The sequence below is a fragment of the Actinacidiphila oryziradicis genome (genome assembly GCF_005047355.1).
Classification (GTDB): domain Bacteria; phylum Actinomycetota; class Actinomycetes; order Streptomycetales; family Streptomycetaceae; genus Actinacidiphila; species Actinacidiphila oryziradicis.
Genome location: NZ_SUMC01000006.1, coordinates 56,609 through 79,432, shown reverse-complemented (window position 1 = coordinate 79,432; position 22,824 = coordinate 56,609). Strand labels below are relative to the sequence as shown.

At 69.9% G+C, this 22,824-nt stretch carries 17 protein-coding genes and 1 pseudogene; 11 read left to right on the top strand and 7 right to left on the bottom strand.

Going from position 1 to position 22,824, the window contains the following annotated elements; translation table 11 throughout:
- The first annotated feature begins 148 nt into the window (after positions 1-148).
- Positions 149-700, top strand: a complete 552-nt coding sequence (locus tag FCI23_RS08645) for a YceI family protein (RefSeq protein ID WP_136722887.1) — start codon at positions 149-151, stop codon at positions 698-700.
- Between the two features lie 25 nt (positions 701-725).
- Here FCI23_RS08645 and FCI23_RS08640 read toward each other — a convergent pair whose 3' ends face one another.
- Positions 726-2,594 (bottom strand): sigma-54-dependent Fis family transcriptional regulator, encoded by a 1,869-nt coding sequence (locus tag FCI23_RS08640; protein WP_211265249.1) that lies wholly within the window; start codon positions 2,592-2,594, stop codon positions 726-728.
- 300 nt (positions 2,595-2,894) lie between these two features.
- On the opposite strand from FCI23_RS08640, the gene FCI23_RS08635 reads away from it, so the two are divergent.
- The 9 genes and pseudogenes from FCI23_RS08635 (at position 2,895) to FCI23_RS08595 (ending at position 13,675) form a co-directional block, all read left to right on the top strand.
- Positions 2,895-3,920 carry an amidohydrolase family protein gene (locus FCI23_RS08635; RefSeq protein WP_136722885.1) on the top strand — a complete coding sequence of 342 codons (1,026 nt, stop codon included), beginning with the start codon at positions 2,895-2,897 and terminating at the stop codon, positions 3,918-3,920.
- Positions 3,917-4,642 carry a metal-sulfur cluster assembly factor gene (locus tag FCI23_RS08630; RefSeq protein WP_136722884.1) on the top strand — a complete coding sequence of 242 codons (726 nt, stop codon included), beginning with the start codon at positions 3,917-3,919 and terminating at the stop codon, positions 4,640-4,642. The genes FCI23_RS08635 and FCI23_RS08630 overlap by 4 nt, the downstream gene beginning before the upstream one ends.
- Positions 4,639-5,664: an NAD(P)-dependent alcohol dehydrogenase gene (locus FCI23_RS08625; protein ID WP_136722883.1), complete on the top strand. Its 1,026-nt coding sequence runs from the start codon at positions 4,639-4,641 to the stop codon at positions 5,662-5,664. Before FCI23_RS08630 ends, FCI23_RS08625 begins: the two co-directional genes overlap by 4 nt.
- Before the next feature lie 196 nt (positions 5,665-5,860).
- A complete protein-coding gene (locus FCI23_RS08620) occupies positions 5,861-6,505 on the top strand; it encodes a sigma-70 family RNA polymerase sigma factor (RefSeq protein WP_136722882.1) in 645 nt (214 codons plus the stop codon).
- Positions 6,506-6,510: 5 nt separating this feature from the next.
- A complete protein-coding gene (locus FCI23_RS08615; RefSeq protein ID WP_136722881.1) occupies positions 6,511-7,368 on the top strand; it encodes a hypothetical protein in 858 nt (285 codons plus the stop codon).
- A 360-nt stretch (positions 7,369-7,728) separates the two neighbouring features.
- Positions 7,729-8,439: an MIP/aquaporin family protein gene (locus FCI23_RS08610; RefSeq protein WP_136722880.1), complete on the top strand. Its 711-nt coding sequence runs from the start codon at positions 7,729-7,731 to the stop codon at positions 8,437-8,439.
- Between the two features lie 184 nt (positions 8,440-8,623).
- On the top strand, positions 8,624-9,892 hold the full coding sequence (locus FCI23_RS08605; RefSeq protein ID WP_136722879.1) for an amidohydrolase family protein: 1,269 nt from the start codon (positions 8,624-8,626) through the stop codon (positions 9,890-9,892).
- Between the two features lie 213 nt (positions 9,893-10,105).
- Positions 10,106-12,496 (top strand): annotated as a pseudogene (locus FCI23_RS08600) (alpha-mannosidase); the annotation flags it as partial.
- A gap of 207 nt (positions 12,497-12,703) precedes the next feature.
- On the top strand, positions 12,704-13,675 hold the full coding sequence (locus tag FCI23_RS08595; protein WP_136722877.1) for a transglutaminase-like domain-containing protein: 972 nt from the start codon (positions 12,704-12,706) through the stop codon (positions 13,673-13,675).
- 25 nt (positions 13,676-13,700) lie between these two features.
- Here the strand turns inward: FCI23_RS08595 and FCI23_RS08590 are convergent, their stop codons facing one another.
- The 4 genes from FCI23_RS08590 to FCI23_RS08575 are packed head-to-tail and all read right to left on the bottom strand — an operon-like array spanning position 13,701 to position 19,153.
- The gene (locus FCI23_RS08590) at positions 13,701-14,984 is read right to left on the bottom strand and encodes a cation:proton antiporter (RefSeq protein WP_136722876.1); all 1,284 of its coding nucleotides are present in this window, start codon (positions 14,982-14,984) and stop codon (positions 13,701-13,703) included.
- Between the two features lie 46 nt (positions 14,985-15,030).
- On the bottom strand, positions 15,031-16,455 hold the full coding sequence (locus FCI23_RS08585; protein ID WP_136723025.1) for a cytochrome P450: 1,425 nt from the start codon (positions 16,453-16,455) through the stop codon (positions 15,031-15,033).
- Between the two features lie 59 nt (positions 16,456-16,514).
- Complete coding sequence (locus tag FCI23_RS08580; protein ID WP_136722875.1) at positions 16,515-17,588, bottom strand: alpha-hydroxy acid oxidase; 1,074 nt, start codon at positions 17,586-17,588, stop codon at positions 16,515-16,517.
- Positions 17,585-19,153, bottom strand: a complete 1,569-nt coding sequence (locus FCI23_RS08575) for an NAD(P)-binding domain-containing protein (RefSeq protein ID WP_246143539.1) — start codon at positions 19,151-19,153, stop codon at positions 17,585-17,587. Before FCI23_RS08575 ends, FCI23_RS08580 begins: the two co-directional genes overlap by 4 nt.
- A 286-nt stretch (positions 19,154-19,439) precedes the next feature.
- Here FCI23_RS08575 and FCI23_RS08570 point away from each other — a divergent pair, with 286 nt between their 5' ends.
- A complete protein-coding gene (locus FCI23_RS08570) occupies positions 19,440-20,936 on the top strand; it encodes a class I adenylate-forming enzyme family protein (protein ID WP_136722874.1) in 1,497 nt (498 codons plus the stop codon).
- A gap of 603 nt (positions 20,937-21,539) precedes the next feature.
- On the opposite strand, the gene FCI23_RS08565 is transcribed toward FCI23_RS08570, so the two are convergent.
- The gene (locus FCI23_RS08565) at positions 21,540-22,004 is read right to left on the bottom strand and encodes a hypothetical protein (protein ID WP_136722873.1); all 465 of its coding nucleotides are present in this window, start codon (positions 22,002-22,004) and stop codon (positions 21,540-21,542) included.
- A 320-nt stretch (positions 22,005-22,324) separates the two neighbouring features.
- Positions 22,325-22,777 carry an Lrp/AsnC family transcriptional regulator gene (locus FCI23_RS08555; RefSeq protein WP_136722872.1) on the bottom strand — a complete coding sequence of 151 codons (453 nt, stop codon included), beginning with the start codon at positions 22,775-22,777 and terminating at the stop codon, positions 22,325-22,327.
- Positions 22,778-22,824: the final 47 nt, after the last annotated feature.

Here is a 22,824-nt window from a genome sequence, read left to right as displayed (position 1 = left end):
CCACTTGCCGAGCTCCGTGTGGTGCACATTGCACATTGCCGCTGTTGTGCCGCAGAAAGCGGGCCCGTTCCGCGGCCGACCGGCCGGAGAGCACGCCCTGAGCGGTTCCTTCCCTGCGAGCCTTCGGAGGGAGTCATAAGCTGCAGCCATGGGCGTAGGAGCAGGTGAGTACAGGGTCGGGTCGGATACCGGCCGGCTGGTGGTGCGGACCTACCGCCAGGGGGTGGCCTCCAAGGCAGGACACGACCTGGTGATCGAGGCGACCGAGTGGGAAGGGCGCGTCACCGTGCCTGCGGACGCCTGCGAGCAGCCGAGCGTGTCGGTGCGCGTGAATCTGCGCGGGCTCACGGTCGTGGAAGGCACCGGCGGGATCAGGCCGCTCAACGCCGGCGACAAACACCAGATCCAGCAGACCATGCGCGAGGCGCTCCAGGTCGACCGCCACCCGCAGGCGACCTTTACATCCACGGCCGCCGGTGTCCAGGGCGACAGCGCGACCGTGGAGGGCGAGCTGACGCTGGCCGGACAGATGCACCCGCTGCGCCTGCGGGTCCGGCGGCAGGACGACGCCACCGTCGCCGGCGCGACGAGCGTGGTCCAATCCCAGTGGGGCATCAAGCCGTACTCGGGCCTCTTCGGGGCGCTCAAGCTGCGCGATGCGGTGGACGTGGAGTTCACCGTCGCCCTGCCCGCCCGCTGACCGGCGGCGCGGCCTCTGACTGCCTTTACTGGGGTAGCTCGATGCCGTACTCGCGGATCTTCCGGTAGATCGTGGCGCGGGAGACGCCGAGCGCTCGCGCGGCTTCGTTCTTGTTGCCCTGGGCGTCGAGCAGGCTCCCGACGATCGCGTCGCGTTCCATGGACTCCAGCGGGTTGAGCACCCGGCGGGCGACCGAGCGGCATTCCGGGGGGAGGTCGCCGGGCTCGATCACGCCGCTTCTGCGGCGCCGCACCACCTTGCGCAGGACCTCGCGCAGCTGCGCGATGTTGCCGGGCCATGTTGCGCGCGTCAGCAGCCGCATCGCGGCGGGAGAGCAGGTCAGCGTTCCCGCCGAGGCCAGCTTCACCAGGAGGTGCGGGACGAGTTCGCGGACGTCCTCGATGTGGTGGCGCAGCGGTGGGACCTCCACCGATCCGGGGAAGTTTCGCAGCAGACCGGCGAGGTTGTCGTCGTGGTCGAGGGGGCGGTGGGTCGCCACGACCCACCGGCGCCGCCCGGTCCGGCCGGCCGTCTTGCGTTGCTGGTGCAGCAGGACGGCCAGGGCCTGGGCGCTCGCCGGAGGCAGCCGGTCGATGTGCCTGAGCACCAGAGTGCCGTCGTTGTCCTCGGCCAGCTCCTGGCGGACGCGGTCGAGAAACCCGGCGGAGCCGGAGCCGGAGTCGGCCGGTTCGGCCGCTTCGGCCGCTTCGGCCGGTTCGGCCGGTTCGGCCGGTTCGGCCGCGTCCAGGACGTGGAAGTGGCCGGCGGGGTCGTGGCGGCGGTGCACGGCGTGCAGCAGCGCCACCTTCCCGGTGCCGTCCTCACCCCGTACGGTGATCCACTCGCCGGCCTGGTAGTGCGCGTGGACCTCGTCGCACGCACGCTGCCACAGTGCGCCCGAGCCGGCGATGCCGGGCAGCAGGGGGTGGGAGGCCGGCCTGTCGGGCAGCAGCCCTTGGGGCGATTCGACGATCCGTGCCCGGACCACGCCGCCGGCCGGACCGGAGTCGGTGTGCACCGGGGCGCAGAAGATCCGGGCTTTCGCACCGCTGGGCAGGTCCACGTCCAGGGCGGTGCGCTTGCTGCCGGACATCGCCTCGGCCGCGGCGCCGAGCAAGGCGGACTGGTCCTGGGGCGCGAGGGCCTGGCGGGCGTGGTCGTTCATCATGACGATGTCGTTGTTGAGCGCGAACACGATGCCGTTGCTGTGCCGGCAGGCCCGTACGTACTCCTGGAACAGCGCGAACTCGCGCAGCCCGCTCAGCGTCGTCAGTTCGCGCTCGATGTGCCCGGCCGTGGTCTTGGCCAGCGCGAGCAGCAGGGGGCCGGCGTCGCGGCTCCAGCAGGTCAGGTTGAGCACACCGAGCAGGTGGCCGGAGACGGGGTGGTGCACCGGCACTGCGGCGCAGCCGAGGTCTTCGAGGTCCTCCGCGTAGTGTTCGTGTCCGAACACACCGGTAGCCCGGCCTCCCTCCAGAGCCGTGCCGATGCCGTTGGTTCCCACGAATCGCTCCGCGTAGCTGAAGCCGGGGGCGAGCTGCACCTGGTCGAGGCGGCGCTCGAACCGGCGGTCGCCGGTGCGCCGGTCCAGGACCACGCCGGCCGCGTCGGTGAGGATGATGCTCACCGCGTCGTCGCTCATCTGCTCACGCAGCCGCTGGAGGACCGGTGCGGCGCCGTTCACCAGCGGCGACTCGAGGTTCGGGTTCTTGTCGTAGGCGAGCTCGACGTGATTGGTCCGGACGTTCCAGGTCCTCGACCTCCGCCACGAGGCCGCGATCGTCTCGCGCACCGTGTCCGAGTCGACGGTGCCGGCCGTGAGGAATCGCTCCCGCGCGGCCGCGAGCGCATTTGGCCGTACCGAGCGCACGTGCGGAACGTCGGAGTCTGTCAACGGTGCTACGTCTTCCTGGCGTGGCTGGCTCGTGATGGCACGTTTCCATGATGCTGCGCGCAGGGTGAGTCTGCGAGTCGTCTCATATTGAGACGGCAGCAGTCTGCCGCATGCCTTGTGATTCGTCATATCAGGGATACGAGGAATACCAGGACGTCATCGCGGGAGCCCCGGCGACCGCGACGGGTAGATCCGGCGCGCACGGACGGTCCGGGGATTGCGAGCACGGGGCCGGCCGCCACGCAGCATTCCCCGGACCGGAAATTCCCGCGCCTGTGCTCATCAGGAATCGAGATAGGCATGTACACCAAGGACGGCGAGAGCTACTACATCGTCGACAGCCATGTGGCTCTCTGGGACGGCAGCCCGGAAAACCAGGCCAACCGGTACGGCAAGGGCTTTATCGAGTGCTTCTACGACTACCACCGCAATCTCAGCCCCCAGGAGTGGGTGTGGCCGCTGGACAAGTTCTCGAAGTACTCGGAGGCCGACCTGCTCCATGACCTCTTCGAGATCGGCTACGTGGACCGGGCGATCTTCCAGCCCGCGTACCTGGGCGACTTCTACACCCGCGGATTCCACCGCAGGGACGCGGCGGTCGCGCTGCGCGAGCAGCACCCGGACAAGCTCGTACTCAACGAGGCATGGGACCCGCGCGACGGTCAGGCCGGACTGGACAGGCTGGAGGATCTGGCCGAGGCCGGGAACATCCAGGGCGCCAAGCTCTACACCGCCGAATGGAAGGGCGACTCCAAGGGCTGGAAGCTCACCGACGACTGGTCCTACCGGTATCTGGCCAAGTGCGAGCAGCTGGGGATAAGGAACATCCACATCCACAAGGGTCCGACGGTCTACCCGCTCAACCGGGACGCCTTCGACGTGGCCGATGTGGACGAGGTGGCGACCGAGTTCCCCCAGCTGAACTTCATCGTCGAGCACCTCGGGCTTCCCCGGCTGGAGGACTTCTGCTGGATCGCCACGCAGGAGCCCAACGTCTACGGCGGGCTCGCCGTGGCGATCCCGCTCATGCACACCAGGCCGCGCTACTTCGCCCAGATCATCGGCGAGCTGCTGTACTGGCTGGACGAGAACCGGATCCTGTTCGGCAGCGACTATGCCATCTGGCACCCGAAGTGGCTGGTGGAGCAGTTCGTCGACTTCCAGATCCCGCAGGACATGCAATCCGAGTACGGCGTGCTGACCCCGGACATCAAGCGCAAGATCCTCGGCCTGAACGCCGCGAAGCTCTACGGCCTCGAGGTGCCGGCACCGGTCCCGGCGCAGGGGCCGGTGCCGTCGGTGGCGAACAGCGCGGTGCCGGCATGACGACCGCTACACGGACCCCGCTGGAAGCGCGCGTGTGGGACGCACTGGGCACGGTGTGCGACCCGGAGCTGGACCAGCCGATCACCGATCTGGGCTTCGTGGCCGAGGCGAGTGTGCGCGGGGAGGGCTCGCCGGAATGCACCGTCCTGGTCCGGCTCCGGCTGCCGACGTACTTCTGCGCGCCGAATTTCGCCTACCTGATGGTGGCCGACGCGCACGACGCGGTCCGCGCGGCTCCGGGGGTGTCCGCGGTCGAGGTCAGGCTGGAGGACCATTTCGCCGCCGAGGAGATCAACGCCGGGGTGTCGTCGCAGGCGGGCTTCGCGGGGGCGTTTCCGCGGCACGCCGGCGGGGAGCTCGCCGAGCTGCGGCTGATCTTCCGGCGCAAGGCGCATCTCGCCTGCCTGGAACGGGCCTGCCGCCGTCTCCTCGTGGACGGCTGGCAGATCGAGGCCCTGGCGCAGGCGCAGCTGTCCGACCTCCCCGACTCGCCTGAGCGGGAGAGCCTGCTGCGCCGCCGTTCCGGCCTCGGCCTGCCGACGGACCCCGGCGCCCATCTGTTCGTGGACGACCACGGCGAGCCGGTGCCCGCAGAGGATCTGCCCGCCCGCCTGCGCTTCGCCCAGGCCGTCCGCGTGAGCGTGGACGGCAACGCGCACTACTGCCGGGGTCTGCTGGAGACCCGCTACGGAACACGAATCCCCGAGAAGGACGGACCATGAAGGCAGTTCGACTCAGCAAGTACAACACCACGCCGGAACTGGTCGAGGTGCCCGACCCGGAAGCCACCTCCCCGCTGGACGTGGTCGTCCGGATCGGCGGAGCCGGGGTGTGCCGCACCGACCTGCACATCATCGAAGGGCAGTGGCAGGAGAAGTCCGGGGTCGAACTGCCCTACACCCTCGGGCACGAGAACGCCGGCTGGGTGCACCAGGTGGGATCCGCGGTCACCGGCGTCGCGGTCGGCGACCCCGTCATCCTGCATCCGCTGGCCACCTGCGGCCTGTGCCGAGCCTGCCGGGACGGCGACGACGTGCACTGCGTCCAATCGACGTTCCCCGGGATCGACACCGACGGCGGATACGCCGAGCTGCTCAAGACCAATGTGCGCGCGGTGGTCAAGCTCGACGCGTCGCTGCAGCCTGCCGGCGTGGCAGCGCTGGCCGACGCGGGACTGACCGCCTACCACGCCGTCCGCAAAGCGGCCAAGCTACTGCGGCCGGGCGAGAAGGTCGTCGTCATCGGTGCCGGCGGCCTCGGCCACATCGGCGTCCAGGTGCTGCGCGCGCTGAGCTCCGCCGAGATCATCGTCGTCGACCGGTCCCCGGACGCGCTCGCCCTGGCCGAGGAGCTGGGCGCAGAGCACATCGTCCGTGCGGACGGTACGCAGGTGCACGCGGTGCTCGACCTCACCGGCGGCCACGGTGCCGAGGCGGTCATCGACTTCGTCGGCGAGGGCGGCGCGGTCCAGGACGGTGTCTCGATGCTGCGCCGGGCGGGCAACTACTACGTGGTCGGCTACGGCGGCACGCTGCAGGTGCCCACGATCGACATGGTCACCGCCGAGATCAATTTCGTCGGCAACCTGGTCGGCTCCTACAACGACCTCGCCGAGCTCATGGTCCTGGCCGCGCAGGGCAAGGTCGCCCTGCACACCACGACGTATCCGCTCGGCGAATTCGCCGAGGCGCTGGAAGACCTCGACCAGGGGAACGTCCGCGGCCGGGCGATCCTCGTCCCCTGACCCGGCGACCTGCGCCCCCGGCCGGGTGTGACTGAGGCCACAGAGAGCGCGGGAACGTATGGCCCGGCTCGTACGACTAACGAATCACGGAAATGGGCGGGTCTGCCCCGTCCCGCACCCTGTGTGACTACCGGAAGTCCAGGAGCAACCCCATGACCCACCGCTACCTCCGCCCTCGCCTGATGCAGCCGGTCCCGTGGAGGATCTGACCAGGTTCGCCGTGGCCGCCCGGCGCGGCGACCCGCAGGCGATGAGGGAGTTCATCCAAGCCAGCCAGCAGGAGGTGTGGGCGCTCTGCGCGCACCTGGTGGACCCCCAGTCCGCCGACGACCTGGCACAGGAGACCTACCTGCGGGTCTTCCGTGCGCTGAAATCCTTCAGACGGGAGTCCTCCGCACGGACCTGGCTGCTGTCCATCGCCCGGCGCGCCTGCATGGACGAGTTGCGTTCACGCATACGGCAGCGACGTCGCGACGCTCAGCTGGTGGACCTGCACCGCGAACAGGCCGTGGCACACGACGTCGCCGAACAGGTCGAGGCCGAGGCACTGCTTTCCCACCTCGACACCGATCGGCGCAGCTCGTTCGTCCTCACGCAGTTGCTCGGCCTGTCCTACGAGGAGGCGGCGCAGGTGTGTGGCTGCCCCGTCGGGACGATCCGGTCCCGTGTCGCGCGGGCACGAGCCGAGCTCATTGAGGCGCTGGGTGCGGATCCTGCGGCTCCGCCCAGGCCGGCGCGGGCCTCTGCCGGACGCGCCACGTCCGGTGATGTGGTACGCCTGACCTATCCCGAACATCCGTCCAATTCTGCCTCCCGGGGCCGGACGCCAAAGAAGTGGTGAAAGATATGGCGACGAAGGGACCCAGCACCGGGGACCGGAATGGTTCCGCCGGAATGGACTGCGGCACCGCCCGGGAGGCGCTGTCCGCCCTCCTCGACGGCGAGGCGGCCCCGTGCACCCGGGAGCACTTGCACACCCATCTGGCCACCTGCCGCGAGTGCCGGCAGTGGCGGGAAGCCGCCCACCTGGTGACCCGTCGTGCCCGGCTCACCGCAGCGCCGTCGGTGCCCGACAGCACCGAGCGCATCCTGACGGCCGTCCTGGCGGACCGGTCTCCCGGAAGAGGCAGCCGCTCTGTGCGGCTGATCCGGTCCGGCCTGGCGGCGGTGGCGCTCGCACACAGTGCGATCATCGTCCCCGCGTTGGCCGGCTGGGGAGGCGCCGGGCTTCCGATGCAGGCATCACGGGAACTCGGAACCTTCAACCTCACGCTCGCGGTAGCACTGCTGGCCGCGGCGGTGCGTCCGGCCCGGGCCCGGGCGATGCTGCCCGTGGTGGGGGTGGCCGTCGGGTTCCTGACGGTGCTCGCCTTCGTCGGCACCGCGAGCGGCTACACCACCCTGCGCGCCGAAGCGCCGCACCTGATCACCGTCGTGGGGGCCGTGCTCCTGGCGATGCTGACCAGGGCCTTCGACGGGGACACCGATGACCCGGCTCGGCCGCCGCTACGCTGGCAGGCCCTGTTGCGCACGTTCCGGCAGCGCCGTCTGCCGGCGGGCCTGGCCGCGTTCGTACGGTCTCCGGCACGCGGGGTGGCCCGGGCGGCCGCCCACCGCTCGGCGCCGGTGCACACGGCGGCCACGCCTGCGGACTCCGGCGCGGTCAGCACCGAGGACGGCGGCCCCGGCCTCCGCGTCGCCTGAATCCGTGATGCCGCCGCGGCGGCATCACGACAACCAGGAGCCCCGCGCTCGCGCGGGGCTCCTCGTTGTCGTCGATGTCGTCGATCGCCGTCCACGACAACGAGCGCATCCCGGCGCTGCCGCCCTGATTGGCCTCGTCCACACACACGAGGTCCACACACACGAGGTCCACACACATGACGTCGGATCACACGAGGGGCTGGGTCCCGAACAGCCCCGCACACCGTGCCGTGACGCACGTCACAACAACTGGCCGGGAACTGGGGGCCCATGACGGACGACTACCTGGGGTGTACGCCGCCAACCCGGATAAACCGGGCAAGCAGGCTGCGAATAGCCATGGAAACGGAAGGAATTGAGATGTCCGTCACCGCCCAAGACGCCAGGCAGTTCGTCACCCCCCAGGAAACCCCGAAGGTCGTCACTGCCCCCCGGGCAGGTAAGAAGTACGCCGTCGAGCTGATCGGTACGTTCTTCCTCGTCTTCACCGTCGGCGCCAGCGTATACAGCGGCAGTCCGCTTGCCCCGCTGGCCATCGGCTCATCCCTCATGGTCATGGTCTACGCCGGTGGGCACGTCTCCGGCGGCCACTACAACCCCGCCGTGACCATGGCGGCGCTGGTGCGGGGCCGGATCGGCACACGGGATGCGGTCGGGTACTGGATCACACAGCTCGCTGCCGGCGCGCTCGCCGCGGGGGTCGTCCGGGGCGTTGTCACCCCGGCGGCGGCGGTCAAGACCGTGGCCCCCGCCGGTCACGCTCTGATGGCCGCCGTCGTGGTCGAGATGCTGTTCACCTTCGCCCTGTGCTACGTCGTGCTCAACGTCGCCACCAGCAAGGACCACCCCAACAACTCCTTCTACGGTCTGGCGATCGGTTTCACCGTCATGACGGGCGCCTTCGCGGTCGGCGGGATCTCCGGTGGGGCGTTCAACCCGGCTGTTGCCTTCGGTGGCGCTGTGATGCGCGTGTTCGCCTGGCAGACGCTGTGGGTCTACCTGTTGGCCGAGCTCGTCGCCGCCGCCGTCGCCGGATTCACCTTCCGCGCGCTCAACCCCGACGACAAGTGATCCGGCCGGTAGAGGCGAGCGCCGTGGTCGCGCTCCATATCGCGCCTGAAGTAATGCAGCTCCCGTTAACACTGCCGTTGCGTTGAGCGCCTTCTCACGCAACACATGGCTTGTACATACAGCCCTGAAGACGTCTTCGGCGGCCCGCCCTTTCCGGCGGGCCGCCGACCATGGAAAGAGCTGTATGCAGCACCTGGTACTCCTGAACGCGCGCACCGCCGATGACAGCGGACTCGTCGACATCGTGGTGCGCGGCGGACTGATCGCCTCCATCGCCCCTGCCCCTGCCCCCGCCGAGGTGACTGCGGGCGCCGAAGTGCTCGACTGCGGCGGGCGCGTGGTCATCCCCGGTCTGATCGAATCTCATCTCCACTTGGACAAGGCCCTGCTCGACCGGGAGAAACCCAACCTGGAAGGCTCCCTCGCCGGAGCGATCGCCGTCACAGGGGAGCTGAAACGCTCCTTCACCCCGAAGGCGGTACGCGAACGGGCCCGCGCCGTGCTGGAGTCCGCGGTCGTCAACGGGACGACCGTCATCCGGGCGCACCCGGACGTCGACCCGATCATCGGGCTGTTGGCGCTGGACGTCATGCTGGAACTCAAGGAGGAGTACCGGGAGGTCGTCGAACTCCAGGTCGTCGCCTTCCCCCAGGAAGGCATCATCAAGGCGCCGGGAACGCTCGACCTGCTGCGCGAGGGGCTGCGGCGCGGCGCCGACGTCATCGGCGGCTGCTCCTACAACGAGGCGGACCTGGACGACTGCCGGCGCCACGTGGACCTGGTCTTCGAACTGGCCGCGGAGTTCGGCGTCCCCGCCGACCTGCACGCCGACTTCGGCGACGACGCCGCCGACCCGCGCTTCGCGATGGCCGAGTACATCGCCGAGACCACCGCGCACTACGGGATGGGCGGCCGGGTCGCCCTGGGCCATATGACCTCGCTGGCCGGCCGACCGCCGGCCGAGCGGCGCGCCGTGCTGGCGAAGCTCGCCGCAGCGGGCGTCGCCGTCGTCCCGCTGCCGGCCACCGACATGCACCTGGGCGGGCGGCGCGACGAGGTGAACACCCGGCGCGGCATCGCTCCGGTGCGCGAACTGTGGGACGCGGGAGTGACCACCGCCTTCTCGTCCAACAACGTACGCAACGCCTTCACCCCGTACGGCAACGCCGACCTGCTCGACATCGGGCTCTTCCTCGCCCAGACCGGCCATCTGTCCAGCCCCGAAGACCTCGCCCGGGTCCTGGCGATGGCCACGACCGAGGCCGCCCGGGTGGTCGGCGTCGCGGAGCGCTACGGACTGCGGCCCGGCGCCCAGGCGGACCTGGTCGTGCTGGACACCTTGCGCGTCGCCGACGCACTGCTGGACCGGCCGGTGCGTACCGCTGTCATCAAGGCCGGGCGTGTCGTCGCCCGTACCACGCGCCACACCGAGCTGCGCTTCCTCGCCAACTGATGAGCGGTGGGGGCTGGGCTCGGCGGTGAGCGCTCCGCAGCCCGGGACGACTGGATCCATCTGCCCGACGTGGGCAGCCCGCGTCGGCAAGGACGGCCTTAAAAAGGGGCCTTCCCGTTCCCAGGCCGTGTCCGGCCGGTCATGAGCGGCACCTGCGCCGTGTCCGGCCTGGCATGACCTGACACGGCTTGGATCGAATTCAGGATCCCCGTTTCCCCGCGCCGCTGGCAGATCCTCTCCGCCATCGAGCACGCGCTGGACGCGATCGACCTGCAGGACGTCGGCGGCACCGCCGCGGCCGCCCGCGCCGCGCTCACCGGCGTACTGGCCGCGCCCGCGCACGCCAGCGCGCACCGGATCTCCGCGGTCGGCCACGCCCACATCGACACCGCCTGGCTGTGGCCGCTGCGCGAGACCGTGCGCAAGGTGGCCCGTACGGTCTCCAACGTCACCCAGCTCATGGATGAGCACCCTGAGTTTCAATTCGTGATGTCCCAGGCGCAACAGCTCGCCTGGCTCAAGGAGCACCGCCCCGAGGTCTACGCCCGGGCCCAGGAGAAGGCGAAGACCGGCCAGTTCCTGCCGACCGGCAGCCTGTGGGTGGAGCCGGACACCAACATCACCGGCGGCGAGTCGCTGGCCCGGCAGTTCGTCCACGGCAAGCGCTTCTATCTTGAGGAGTTCGGCGTCGAGACAGAGGAGATGTGGCTGCCGGACACCTTCGGGTACAACGCGGCGCTGCCGCAGCTGATGAAGCTGGCCGGGGTGAAGTGGTTCCTGACGCAGAAGATGTCCTGGAACACCACCAACAAGTTCCCGCACCACACCTTCTGGTGGGAGGGCATCGACGGCACCCGGATCTTCAGCCACTTCCCGCCCGTCGACACCTACAACAGCGACATGTCCGGCGCCGACGTCGCCCGCAGCGTACGGAACTTCCAGGACAAGGCCGCCGCCAACCGCTCGTTGATCCCGTTCGGTTACGGCGACGGCGGTGGCGGCCCCACCCGCGAGATGATCGCCCGGGCCGCCCGTCTGGCGGACCTGGAGGGCTCGGCGAAGGTCGTCGTCGAGCCGCCCGCGGCCTTCTTCGAGCAGGCGCGCTCCGAGTACGCCGACGCCCCGGTCTGGGTCGGCGAGCTGTATCTGGAGTTCCACCGCGGCACGCTGACCAGCCAGCTCGCCACCAAGCAGGGCAACCGGCGCAGCGAGCACCTGCTGCGTGAGGCCGAGCTGTGGGCTGCCACGGCAGCGGTGCGGCACGGCGCGCCGTATCCGTACGAGGAGCTGGACCGGCTGTGGAAGACGGTGCTGCTGCACCAGTTCCACGACATCCTGCCGGGCTCCTCGATCGGCTGGGTGCACCGGGAGGCGGAGGAGACGTACGCGGAGGTGGCGCGCGAGCTGAACGGCCTCGTCGGCACCGCGCTCACCGCGCTGGCTGGGCCGGCATCCGGCAGCACGGTGGTCTTCAACGCGGCCCCGCACGCCCGCGACGGCGTCCCCGCGTTCGGCGCCGCGCCCGCGCGCGAGACCCCCGCCCCGGCAGGGGCCGTGGTCGCCGGCGACAGCTTCGTCCTGGACAACGGTCTGCTGCGGGTCACCGTCGATGCCCGGGGCCTGATCACCTCGGCGTACGACCTGTCGGCCGGCCGCGAGGCGCTGGCCCCCGGCAGTACCGCCAACCTCCTCCAGCTGCACCAGGACTTCCCCAACGAGTGGGACGCCTGGGACATCGAGGCCTTCTACCGCAACACGGTCCGGGACCTCACGGAACCCGACGAGGTGGCGCTCGCCGAAGGTGGCGTACGCGTCGTCCGTACCTTCGGCGCGTCGCGGATCGAGCAGCTGCTCACGCTGCCGGCGGGCGTCGCCCGTATCGACATCGACACCAAGGTCGACTGGCACGAGCGGGAGAAGCTGCTCAAGGCGGCCTTCCCGCTCGATGTACGGGCCGAGTACACCTCCGCCGAGGTGCCGTACGGCCACGTCAACCGGCCCACTCACACCAACACCAGCTGGGACGCGGCCAAGTTCGAGGTCTGCGCCCATCGCTTCCTGCATATCGGTGAGCGCGGCTGGGGAGCGGCGCTGGTCAACGACTCCACGTACGGCCACGATGTGACGCGCGACGTCCGCGAGGACGGCGGCACCACCACCACGGTCCGCCTCTCGCTGCTGCGCGCCCCGCGCTTCCCCGACCCCGAGGCCGACCAGGGCAGCCACCGGCTGCGCTACTCGCTGGTCGTCGGTGCGGACATCGCCGACGCCGTACGGGAGGGCTACCGCCTCAATCTGCCCGAGCGGTCGGTAGCCGGCTCGGCGGAGGTCGCCCCGCTGGTGACCGCCGACCACCCGGCGGTCGTCATCGAGGCGGTCAAGCTGGCGGACGACCGCTCCGGCGACGTCGTGGTCCGCCTCTACGAGTCCCACGGCGGCCGCGCCGAAGCGGTGCTGACGGCGGGCTTCCCGCTGGCGGCCGTCGAGGAGACCGACCTCCTTGAGCGGCGCCTGCCGGAGGCGGGCGAGCACGTGGTGGCAGATGACGGGGTGCGGCTCACCCTCCGCCCCTTCCAGATCCTGACTCTCCGCCTGTCCCGCTAGCCCCGCGGACCGGGGCGGCCGACTGAGGCCGCTTTCGCCGACTGGACCGGCGAGAGCGGCCTCAACGGAAGCAGAGGGTCCGTTTTCGCCCAGGCATGGGCGTCGGCTGACGGTTTTCTGTCGGGAGACGATCGACAATTCCCCGGAAATTCAGGCAGGCTGAGGCCTGTTCCGGCATTTGGCAGGCCGGCGGACAAAGGGGAACCCATGGTCAGCGGTCAGCAGACGCCCCGGGCGGAAGAGCTCGACTTCCACAGCGCCCAGAGCGTTTTCAGCGCCCCGGGCGACGGCTCATTCTTCGCGGGCCTTCCGACCGAACCACGCGAACTCGCCTCCATCGTACGGAGCCTCCTCATCCACCGGGAGGAAACAGAGCTCTTCGGCTATCGGCTCCCCGAGGACCGGAGGAATGAAGCCGAGACGCGCTACGTCTGCGACATCCTCGACGCCGTCCGTGCCATGAACGACGCGCCGCTCACGGCCGTGCGCCACCCTCAGGAACAATTCGCGGGGACCTGCCGGGACTTCGCGTTGCTGCTGTGCGCCCTGTTACGGAACTCGGGCGTGCCGGCCCGGATCCGGTGCGGCTTTGCCACGTACTTCGTGCCGGGCTTTCATGAGGACCACTGGGTGACCGAGTACTGGCAGCCGGGCCCCGGGTGGAAACTCATCGATGCCCAGATGCTGGCCCCTGAGACAATGGAGGCGTACAAGATCTCCTTTGACCCGACGGATGTCCCCCGGGACCGATTCCTCGTGGCGGGCGACGCCTGGCAGGCGTGCCGGACCGGACGGGCCGATCGTGAGAGCTTTGGGGTGGGCGTCATCAACTTCACGGGGATGTGGGCCGTCCAGGGCAATGTCGTGCGGGATCTGGCGGCGCTGAACAGGGTCGAGGCGTTGCCTTGGGACGGCTGGGGGTTGGTGGAGACACCGTACGAGGAGCTGAGCGGCAGTGAGACGGAGTTGCTGGACACCGTTGCCGCGGCGACAGTCCGCGGTGGCCCGTTCACGGAACTCCGCCGCCTCTTCCGGGAGAACCCGGGACTGCGGACACCCACCTCGATCCGGTCGCACACCACATACGGCGGCGAGCGCACAGTCACCCTCCAACTGGCTGAAAGCGGCAGGGGAGCGCGGCTGGAGGGCGGCTGTGCGCGACCGGTCGGCGGCCACTGATGCCGGTCGGCCACCGGCGGATGCGTCAGTCGCTGCCTGTGGCCGAGGCGGGGGACAGCGCCGCCGTGGCGGGCGGCGCGGCGGAGCGCCTGGCGTCGAGGCGGTCCCAGAGCGTCAGCAGGGGCGTGGTCATCAGGGTGGTCACCAGGGCGACGAGGACCAGTACGGTGAACATGGGCGTCGATACGATGCCCGCCGCGAGGCCGATGTTGATCGCGATGAGCTGCATCAAGCCGCGCGCGTTCATCAACGTACCCACCCGGAGGGCGGCTTCGGGCGTTTCGCCGATGAACCGGGCGGCCGCCCAGCAGGCGCCGAGCTTGCCGATGACGGCCGCGACCACACAGGCGGCCGCGAAGAGCAGCAGTGCGGGGTCCGACAGCAGGCCGAAATCGGTGTTGAGGCCGGAGTAGGTGAAGAACAGCGGCAGGAGGACGATCCGGCTGAACGGGGTGAACCGTTCGACCGCCTGGTCCACCGGCGCCGAGCGCGGGAGGCATACGCCCAGGGCGAAGGCACCGAAGACCGAGTAGAGGCCGATGCGGTCGGTGTACCAGGACGCCAGGAACAGCATGCCCGCCGTGAGCAGCAGCAGATGGTCGGCGGAGACCCGCTCGGCCAGGGCCTGGACCCGCTCGCGCGCCCGGGGCAGCAGGATCAGGGCGACCGCCATCGCCGCCGCGCCGCCCAGCGCGCGTGCGAACGGCCCGCCACTGCCCCCGGCCAGGCTGAGCACCCCGGCCAGCAGCACCCAGGCGGTGGCGTCGTCGAGGGCGCCGGAGGCGAGCGAGATGGACCCGAAGCGGCTGCCGGTCAGGCCGCGTTCGGTGATGATGCGGGCCATCATCGGGAAGGCGGTCACCGACAGGGTCACCCCGACGAACAGTGCGGACACCGTCGTCGAGGTGCCCGCCGGGGAGATGTCGATCGAGCCGTGCGCGGCCCAGGTGAGCCCGGCGCCCAGAGCGAGCGGTGCCAGGATCCCGGCGCCGGAGATCGCGGCGGCCGGTCCGGCGACCTGCCGGATCCGGTCGGTACGGAACTCGTATCCGGCCTGGAACATGAACACCACCAGGCCGATCTGCCCGACGACGTACAGCACCGGCCGCAGCTCCTGCGGAAAGACGGCATGCTCCAGCGACGGCGAGAGCGCGCCGAGGACGGAGGGGCCGAGCACCACCCCGGCGACCATCTCGCCCACCACGGGCAGCTGTCCGATGGCCCGTAATGCCGAGCCGGTGAGCCGGCAGACAAGCAGGATGACGGCGACGGCGAGGAAGAAGACGGGGCCGAGTTCGGTAGCGGTCATGGGGGGATGTGCCTTTCGACTCGGGGACCAGCTCGGGGCCAGGTAGTCAACCGGTGTACGGGCAGCGCGGGGTGGCGGGCAGCGGTCGGCCCTCGGTGTCGTGGGTGGCGAAGTAGGCCGAGGCCATGCGCCGGCGGCGGGCGTCCAGCACCATCCAGGTGCCGAAGCCCAGCTGGACGGGGGCCCGCCAGACGTCCTCCCAGCGGTCGCGGATCCGCAGGAACGCCCGGACGGTGGCCACTTCGTGCCGGGGCAGCGACTGTGCACGGCGTACGAGCAGGCAGGGGCCGCGGCTGGGGAGGGACCGGGTGTGCGCGACCGCCGACTCCAGGGTGAAGCGGCGCAGCACCTCGCGGGTGGCGGCGCGCATGACCAGCGGTGCCAGCCGCCAGGCGGGGCAGGGGCGGTTGGCGGCGATGCCGAACGGGATGTGGTGGGCGTCCTTGGCGTGGAGGCGGTCCCATCGTCCGGGGTCGAAGGACTTCGGGTGGCTATACCCGGTGGCGTGGTAGTCGGGGTAGCTGAAGAGCAGTACGGATCCGCGCGGGTACCGCGTGCCGTCGCCGAGCGCGATGTCGTCGGTGGCGATCCGGTGCGCGACGCCGAACAGCGGGTACAGGCGCAGCGTTTCGTTCAGGACGTTGTCCAGGTAGCGGTCGTCCCCCGGGCCTGCGGTTGCCAACCGGCGCTGTACGTCGCGGTGTTCGGCCAGCACCAGCAGCAGGTGCGCCATGGCCTCGGACATCTGCACCACGGCGGTGTTGAAGAAGGTGCCCTGGAGGTAGTAGGCCTGCTCCTGCGGGGAAAGGACGCCCGGCAGTTCGTGCGGTACGTGGCCGGCGGTGATCCGGCGCAGGAGGTAGCGGGTCAGGCGGTCGCGTCTGCCCATGTGCCGCAGGCGGGTGCCCTTGAGCGCGCTCACGACGTCGTCGGCGTTGTCGGTGATGAGCCGGCGGGCGTGCGGTGGGCACTTCTCCTGGAAGACGAGTTCGTAGAAGAACTCCGCCCAGACCGGCATCATCAGGTCGCGCAACCGGACCAGGGTGGCGCGTCCGGTGACCAGTTCGTCGAGCACCGAGCCGGTGCACCGGGCGGCGGCGGCCGTCAGGTCCTGGCTGGTGCCGGCGAGGACGGCCGTGGTGGTGCGGGCCACCTCGGCGTAGCGCGGGCCCGGCTCCAGGTGCTCCTGGTGGACCTCCGGGCCGGGGGCGAGCCAGTACCAGAACAGGTCGGACAGGGCGGCGCCGCGGCTGCGGCCGGTGGCGGCGGGGTGGGCGTACGTTTCCTCGAAGTGGTCGGTGGCTACGGGTACGCCTGCGTCGCCGTTGATCGCGGCGAAGGCTTTTTGTCGCAGGGCGACGACGGTACGGGGGAGCCAGTACGGGGTGGACAGCGCCAGGCAGGCGGCGGCGAGCCGGGCTTTCGTTGTCCAGCGCGGGCCGGTGGGTGGGTTGTGCCCACCCTCCCCCATAGCCTTGAGGGCATGGGAGGTGCCCCCATCGCCCTGCGGAACGCCTGCCCACAACGAGGTCATACGGCCCCCCTCGGCGTTACCAGGTCCTGGGTCAGGTCGGCCGGTCTGCGGGCGCCGCACAGGGCCAGTGCGTGGTCGAACTCCGCGCCGAGCACTTGTAGTACTTGCCTTACGCCTGCCTCGCCGTCCGCCGCCAGGCCCCAGAGCACCGGTCGGCCGACGCCGACGGCGGTGGCTCCGAGCGCCAGCGCGATCGCGGCGTCGGAGCCCCGGCGTACGCCGCCGTCCAGCAGTACGGGTACGCGACCGGCGACGGCCTCGGCGATGCGGGGCAGCGCCTCGATGGTGGCGGGCGCGGCGTCGAGTTGGCGCCCGCCGTGGTTGGACACCATCAGGGCGTCCACTCCCTCGGCGACGGCGATCCGGGCGTCCTCGGGGTGCAGGACGCCCTTGAGGATGATGGGCAGGGCGGTGGCGTCGCGCAGCCGCCATAGGTCGGGCCAGGTCAGAGCGGGTGACATGGCGATGTCGAGGGTGCCGCCGGGCGGTGCGCCGGGCAGGTCGCGCATGTTCTCGGCGGCGAGTCCCGGTGGCAGGTCGTGGAAGTCGTTGCGCTCGTCGCGTTCCCGGCGGCCGAAGACCGGGGAGTCCACGGTGACCACCAGGGCGGTGCAGCCGGCCTTCTCGGCCCGGCGGACCAGTTCGGTGGTGACGGCGTGGTCGGGCTGGAGGTAGAGCTGGAACCAGACCGCCGCGTCGGGGTGTATCTCCCGGGCGGCGGCGGTGATCTCCCCGACGGCCGTTGTCGATGCCATGCTGGCGATCAGGATTGTGCCGGCCGCCGCGGTGGCGCGGGCGGTGGCGAGTTCGCCGTCGGGGTGGGCGAGACGGTGGAAGGCGGTGGGCGAGACGATCACCGGCGTGGCGGCCCGGTCGCCGAGCAGGGTGACGGCGGTGTCGCGTGGTTCGTTACCGCGCAAAACCCTCGGCAGCAGCGCCAGCCGGCGGAAGGCCCCCCTGTTCTCGCCCAGTGCCATCTCGTCGCCCGCGCCGCCTGCGAAGAAGTCGTAGTGGACAGGGTCGAGGAGTTCACGGGCCCTGGCGTGCAGTGCGGACAGGGCGGAGGTCATGGCCGGCTCGCCGGGGCCGGGTTGAGGTGATCGCTCAGGAACCGCAGCAGGGGGGAGCGGTGGACGTCCTCCCTGTTCCATTCGTTTTCGAGGTTCTCGGTGAGGTGGTGTTCGGCCACCGGTCCGCCCGCCGCTTCGCCGCTGCGGAACCGGCGTACGACCGGGTGCAGATAGCGGGTGTCGAGACCGCTGGTGTCGTTCTGCGCGAGGCGGTTCACGGAGATGTCGAAGGGGTCCACCTGGTCGTGGTCGGCGCCGTACTCCAGCGTGACGGTGAAGTAGCTGTCGGCCTTGCCGAAGGCGCCCTCCGCGACCGCCCGGTGCAGGTGCTCGACCGGGACTTCCTCGTGGTACCGGACGCTGCCGTCCTCGCCGACGACGATGGCGTCGCCGAGGAAGCCGAACTGCTGCCAGAGCGCCGAGCTGCGGTTGACGCGTTCGATTACGGCGTCGGTGAGGGCCTCGGCGGTGGCGGGCAGCTCCCGGGCCGGCCAGGGGCGGTCGTGGTAGCGCTGTTCGAGAATGCGGTGCAGTGCCCGCACTCCGTACCGGAATCCGTGAATGAATCCGCTGGTCGATTTCTTGAAGTCGCGCACCTGGGTGATGGTGCCGGCGAAATACAGGTCGGGGACGTTCGTGGACTCCCAGGCGTCGGTCTGCGCCGGGAACCTGTCGTTGATCGTCAGTTCCGGGCGGCATTCCTCGGCGAAGATTTCGGTGTCGAAACGGAATCCGGTGGCCAGGATGACCCGGTCGTATCGTATTTCCTTGACCACGTCGTTCACCCGGGAGAAGCTCACCGCGACCAGGTAGGAGGAGTCCTCCTGTCGGCGGATCCGCTTGATGTGACCGTCGAGCAGTGCGTTCTGGGATTTGAGCTGGTATGTGTCGAGGAAGTTGTTGTTGACGGCGCGGAGGTGGCCGACGAAATGCGTCTGCCAGGCCATGGGCATCGACCCGGGACCCGCGACATGGATGACCGCTGCCGTCTCGATGAGATTGTCCGCGGTCTCGAACGCGGAATTTCCGCGGCCGATGATCAGCACCCGCTGGTTGGTGAAGTCGGCCGGGTCCACCGAGACCGAGCCGTAGGGCTCCGCCGTCCCGACGCCCTCGATGTCGGGCACATACGGCTTGGACACACCGGTCGCCATGATCAGCCGCTTGGCGCGGAAGACGTTCCCGTGCTGGTCACGAGCGACGAAGTCGTCACCGGGGCGGGTGACTTCGGTGATCCGGGTGTCGTACCGGACGTTCAGCCGGTGGGTGGCCGCGAAGTCCGCGAGGTAGCGGACCAGGTCGTCGGCGCCCGGGAAGTAACGCGGGGTGTAGCCGGTGAAGAGGGGGGCTCCCTCCTCGGACAACAGCGAGTTCCAGTCCGTGCGCAGCTTGAGTTCGGGATCGTCCCAGCCGGTGTGGACCTTGTTGATCGATATCAGTTTGCGATGTCTGGGGAATGTGGCGAAGAAGGTTCCGGGCGCGTTTCCCGATTCTACGACGAGATAGCTGCGGCCGGATCTGCCGAGGAAATATCCGGCCTGGAGTCCAGCGGGGCCGGCCCCCACGATAAGATATTCGATTGAAACGTCCGATATACCCGACACGTCTGGTACGTCGCTCGGCACTTTTAATCTCCTGCCCTCTTGCGAGTGGAGAATTGAACGCTACTTGATTCTTCAACCGGTATGACACCCCGTCATCACGTGAGGTGCGTCACAATCGCCCCTGAGCGCCTGGCGCCGAATCGGGCGATACCGTGATGCCGATAAAACACGCACCCCGCCGGATTTCCCGCGTGGCTCGAACGCGACCCCGGTGGCCCGCCGAGAGCTCACCGAGAGTGGAGACGAAATGGAAATATCGGCCGAGTCGCCTTTCCCGCAACGACTGCTCGACTCGCTCCGTGACAATCAGGACACCCCCGCGTTCGAATTCCGGTCACATGAGATCTCGCGCGGTGAGGTGCTGGCCCTGATCGGCCGGTGCGCCGCGGGCCTGCGGGCGGCGGGCCTGGGCCGCGGGTCGTCCGTCGCGGTGACCACCGCAGTTACCCCGGAGGGCTTCGCGGCGCAGATCGCGGCCCATGTCCTGGGGTGCCGGGTGACCGGCCTGCGTCCCGGGCTGCCCCTGGGCCAGCTGGCCCATGTGCTGTCCCTCGGCGTGGACGCCGTACTGGCCGATGAGTCCACCGCCCTGCCCGACCTGCTGGCCGCCGCGGGCGGCACCCCGGTGCTCCGTCTCCGTACCGATCTGCTGGACCCGCACCCGGAGCCCGCCGGACTCACCGTACGGGGCCGCCCGGACGACATCGCCCTAGTCAACCTGACCAGCGGCAGCACCGCAGCGCCCAAGGGCTGTGCGCAGACCTACCGTTCGCTGACCGCCCACTGGTCCTGGCAGCCGGCCCGCTGGACCGAGGAGACCAGCCGGCTGGCGGCCGGCTACCGGCGCTATCTGCTGTTCGGGACGCTGACCAGCGCCGTGATCTTCGAGAACCTCGGGCTGTGCCTGATCGGGGGCGGTACCGCTGTCATCCCCGACCTCCCCCTGGAGTTCCCGCAAGTCTTCGAGCGGTACGGCATCACCGCCTGCCTCATGACCGTCCCCCGCCTCTACCAGGTGCTCGACGTACTGCGCAGCACCGACATCGACGTCAGCACCCTGCGCGCCCTCACCGTCGCCGGATCGCCGCTGGCACCGCACCGGCTCGCCGAGGCCCGCGACCGCCTCGGCCCAGTGGTGTACCAGGCGTACGGCCAGACCGAGACCGGCGTCCTCACCCGGCTCGCCCCCGACGACAAGGCACTCGACTCCGTCGGCCGCCCCTGCGACGGCGTACGGATCGAGATCCGGGACGACGATAACCGGCCACTGCCCGTCGGGCGGACCGGCGAGATCTGGGCCCGTACCGACTACGCCATGGCGGGCTACTGGCAGGACGAGGACCAGACCCGCGATGTCCTGCGCGACGGCTGGGTCCGCACCCAAGACCTCGGCCACCTCGACCGCGACGGCTACCTCCACCTCACCGGACGCGCCCGGGACGTCATCATCGTCAACGCCATCGTCCACTACGCCGGGCCCATCGAACGGGCCCTCGCCGCCCACCCCGACGTCGACCAGGCCTATGTGGTCGGCGCCCCCGACGACCATACCGGCGAGGCCGCCCACGCCTTCGTCGTCCCCCGCACACTCGGCCACATCCCCGACCCCGACGCCCTCCGCGCCCGCGTGGCCGCCGTCCTGGGCGCCGCCGCCGTCCCGGCCACGATCACCGTCATCCACTCCGTCCCCACGGCCCCCGGCGGCAAGCCCGACAAGCGCGCCCTCATCCCGCACGCCCGCTGACTGTGTGCGGTTCCTGTCCTGGGGCCAGGAGCTTCAGCGTGATCTGGCGAGGAACCCCGGGCGTTTCACGACTCCGTTGGGAAATCCGCGAACTGGCTTCGCGGGCCCTCTGCGGTTGCCATGATCGTTCTGTTCGTCGGAGCGAAGGGTGTGGCTGGGTGTCGCTGGAGTCTCGGGACGATGGTGTCAGGCCTCACCGACACAGGAGGTGCGCGGCGCCCCGGCCTGCGCCGTCGACCCCGTGCCTCGCCGGATTCACCTCCGGCGGCGAGTATCCGTCTGCTTCGGATGCCCGGCACCGGCGCGGGTGATCCATAAAGTACGGCGCGCGTCGTCGATCGCGTACCCAGACGCGGCCACCTCCGGTGATCTCATACTGCCACTGCTCAAGTGCGGCACCACTCACTTTTACGACCCCGAGAGCTCCCTTAAGGGGATGTTGACGCTGATCCACGTGGCGCGGTTCGCCAGTGATGGCGACCCAAGCACGGTCCAGGTTCTCCGGTACCTGATTCAGCAACAGTTGCCAGCCGTTGAAGGCCTGTCGGTCGGCTGCGCGCACGGTCCAGGGACGCGGCCGGGAGATCTCCTGCCCGCGGCCGCTCATCCGGCATCCTCTTGTGGTCGGGCAAGGTCCGGGCCATCACCGGGGAACGGCCCCTGCAGGTCACGGGCCAGCTCGGGATCGGTCCAGACCTCGGCGGTCGCCCGCCAGGATGCGAGGTTGCGGGCGAACGGGAGCAGGAGCCCCGTGTCCGCGCCCGCGACCAGGTCTGCCAGAAGCTCTCGTACACACTGTGTGCGCTCCGTCTCGGGGAGCCAGTGCAGCCAGGGCAGCTCTTCGGCGAGAAGTTCCTCGGCCAAGTCCGGGTGCCGACGAGCCAGGACAGAGAGCGAGCGCGCGGCGATCCCGAGACCGGCAGCCGTCGCTTCGAAACGCTCGGCCCGCATCAGTACGAGGTTTTCCTCGTCCCGACGCTCAAGTATCACGTCGGCGTCGTCGAGCGAGGGCAGGACCTGCGTGGGACCCCGCAGGAACACACTGTAGGAGAAGGTCTGGACAGCCATGCCTCCAGGATATCTGAACTACTTCAGATCCGCTCGCTCCCGGAGTGTCGTACACCTGCCCCGTCGCGCCGGGACAGAGCCGATACCCGGACGACGGCGACCAACAAGGCCGCGGAGCCAGGCCCGGTCCACCCGGTGCACCACGACGGTCTCCTCAGGCACCGGCGTCCCGGGTGAACGCGCCATTGGTGACCACGACCGCATGGTCCGCCCCGTGGACGGCTCACGCGTGGAGGACGTGGCCCACGACATGTCAAACCGACCGTGTCCGGCGCATGAAGGCTCGCGTCAGCGGGCTGACGTACAGCGCGAGCAGAGGTTCACGAGCCGGCCGGCGCGTCGGTCGCGGTGACCGGGCGCCAGCCCAGGTGTGTGGACAGGACCATGGTGCTGGACGGCTGGCCGAAGGGTGCGAGCCGGTCGATTACCGCCTCGAAACCCGCCATGGAGCCGGCCGCGACCTTCAGGAGACAACACGCGTCCCCGGTGACACGGTGAATCTCCCGCACCTCCGGCCACTGCGCCACCGCCGGGTCGCGCAGCACACACCGCGCCCCGTAGCAGGACATCCGGATGAACGCCACGACCACCCAGCCCGCCCGCGTCAGGTCCACCCGGGCGTGGTAGCCGCTGATCACACCCGACTCCTCGAGACGGCGCACCCGCTCCGCCACCGCGGGCGGCGACAGATGCACCCTGCGGGACAGCTCGCTGAAGGAGAGCCGCGCATTCGCCTGGAGCTCCGCCAGCAGCTCCCAGTCCATGTCGTCCATGTAAACCTTCCGAGTGAAAGGCGATCCTGCCATACACCGCCGGGATC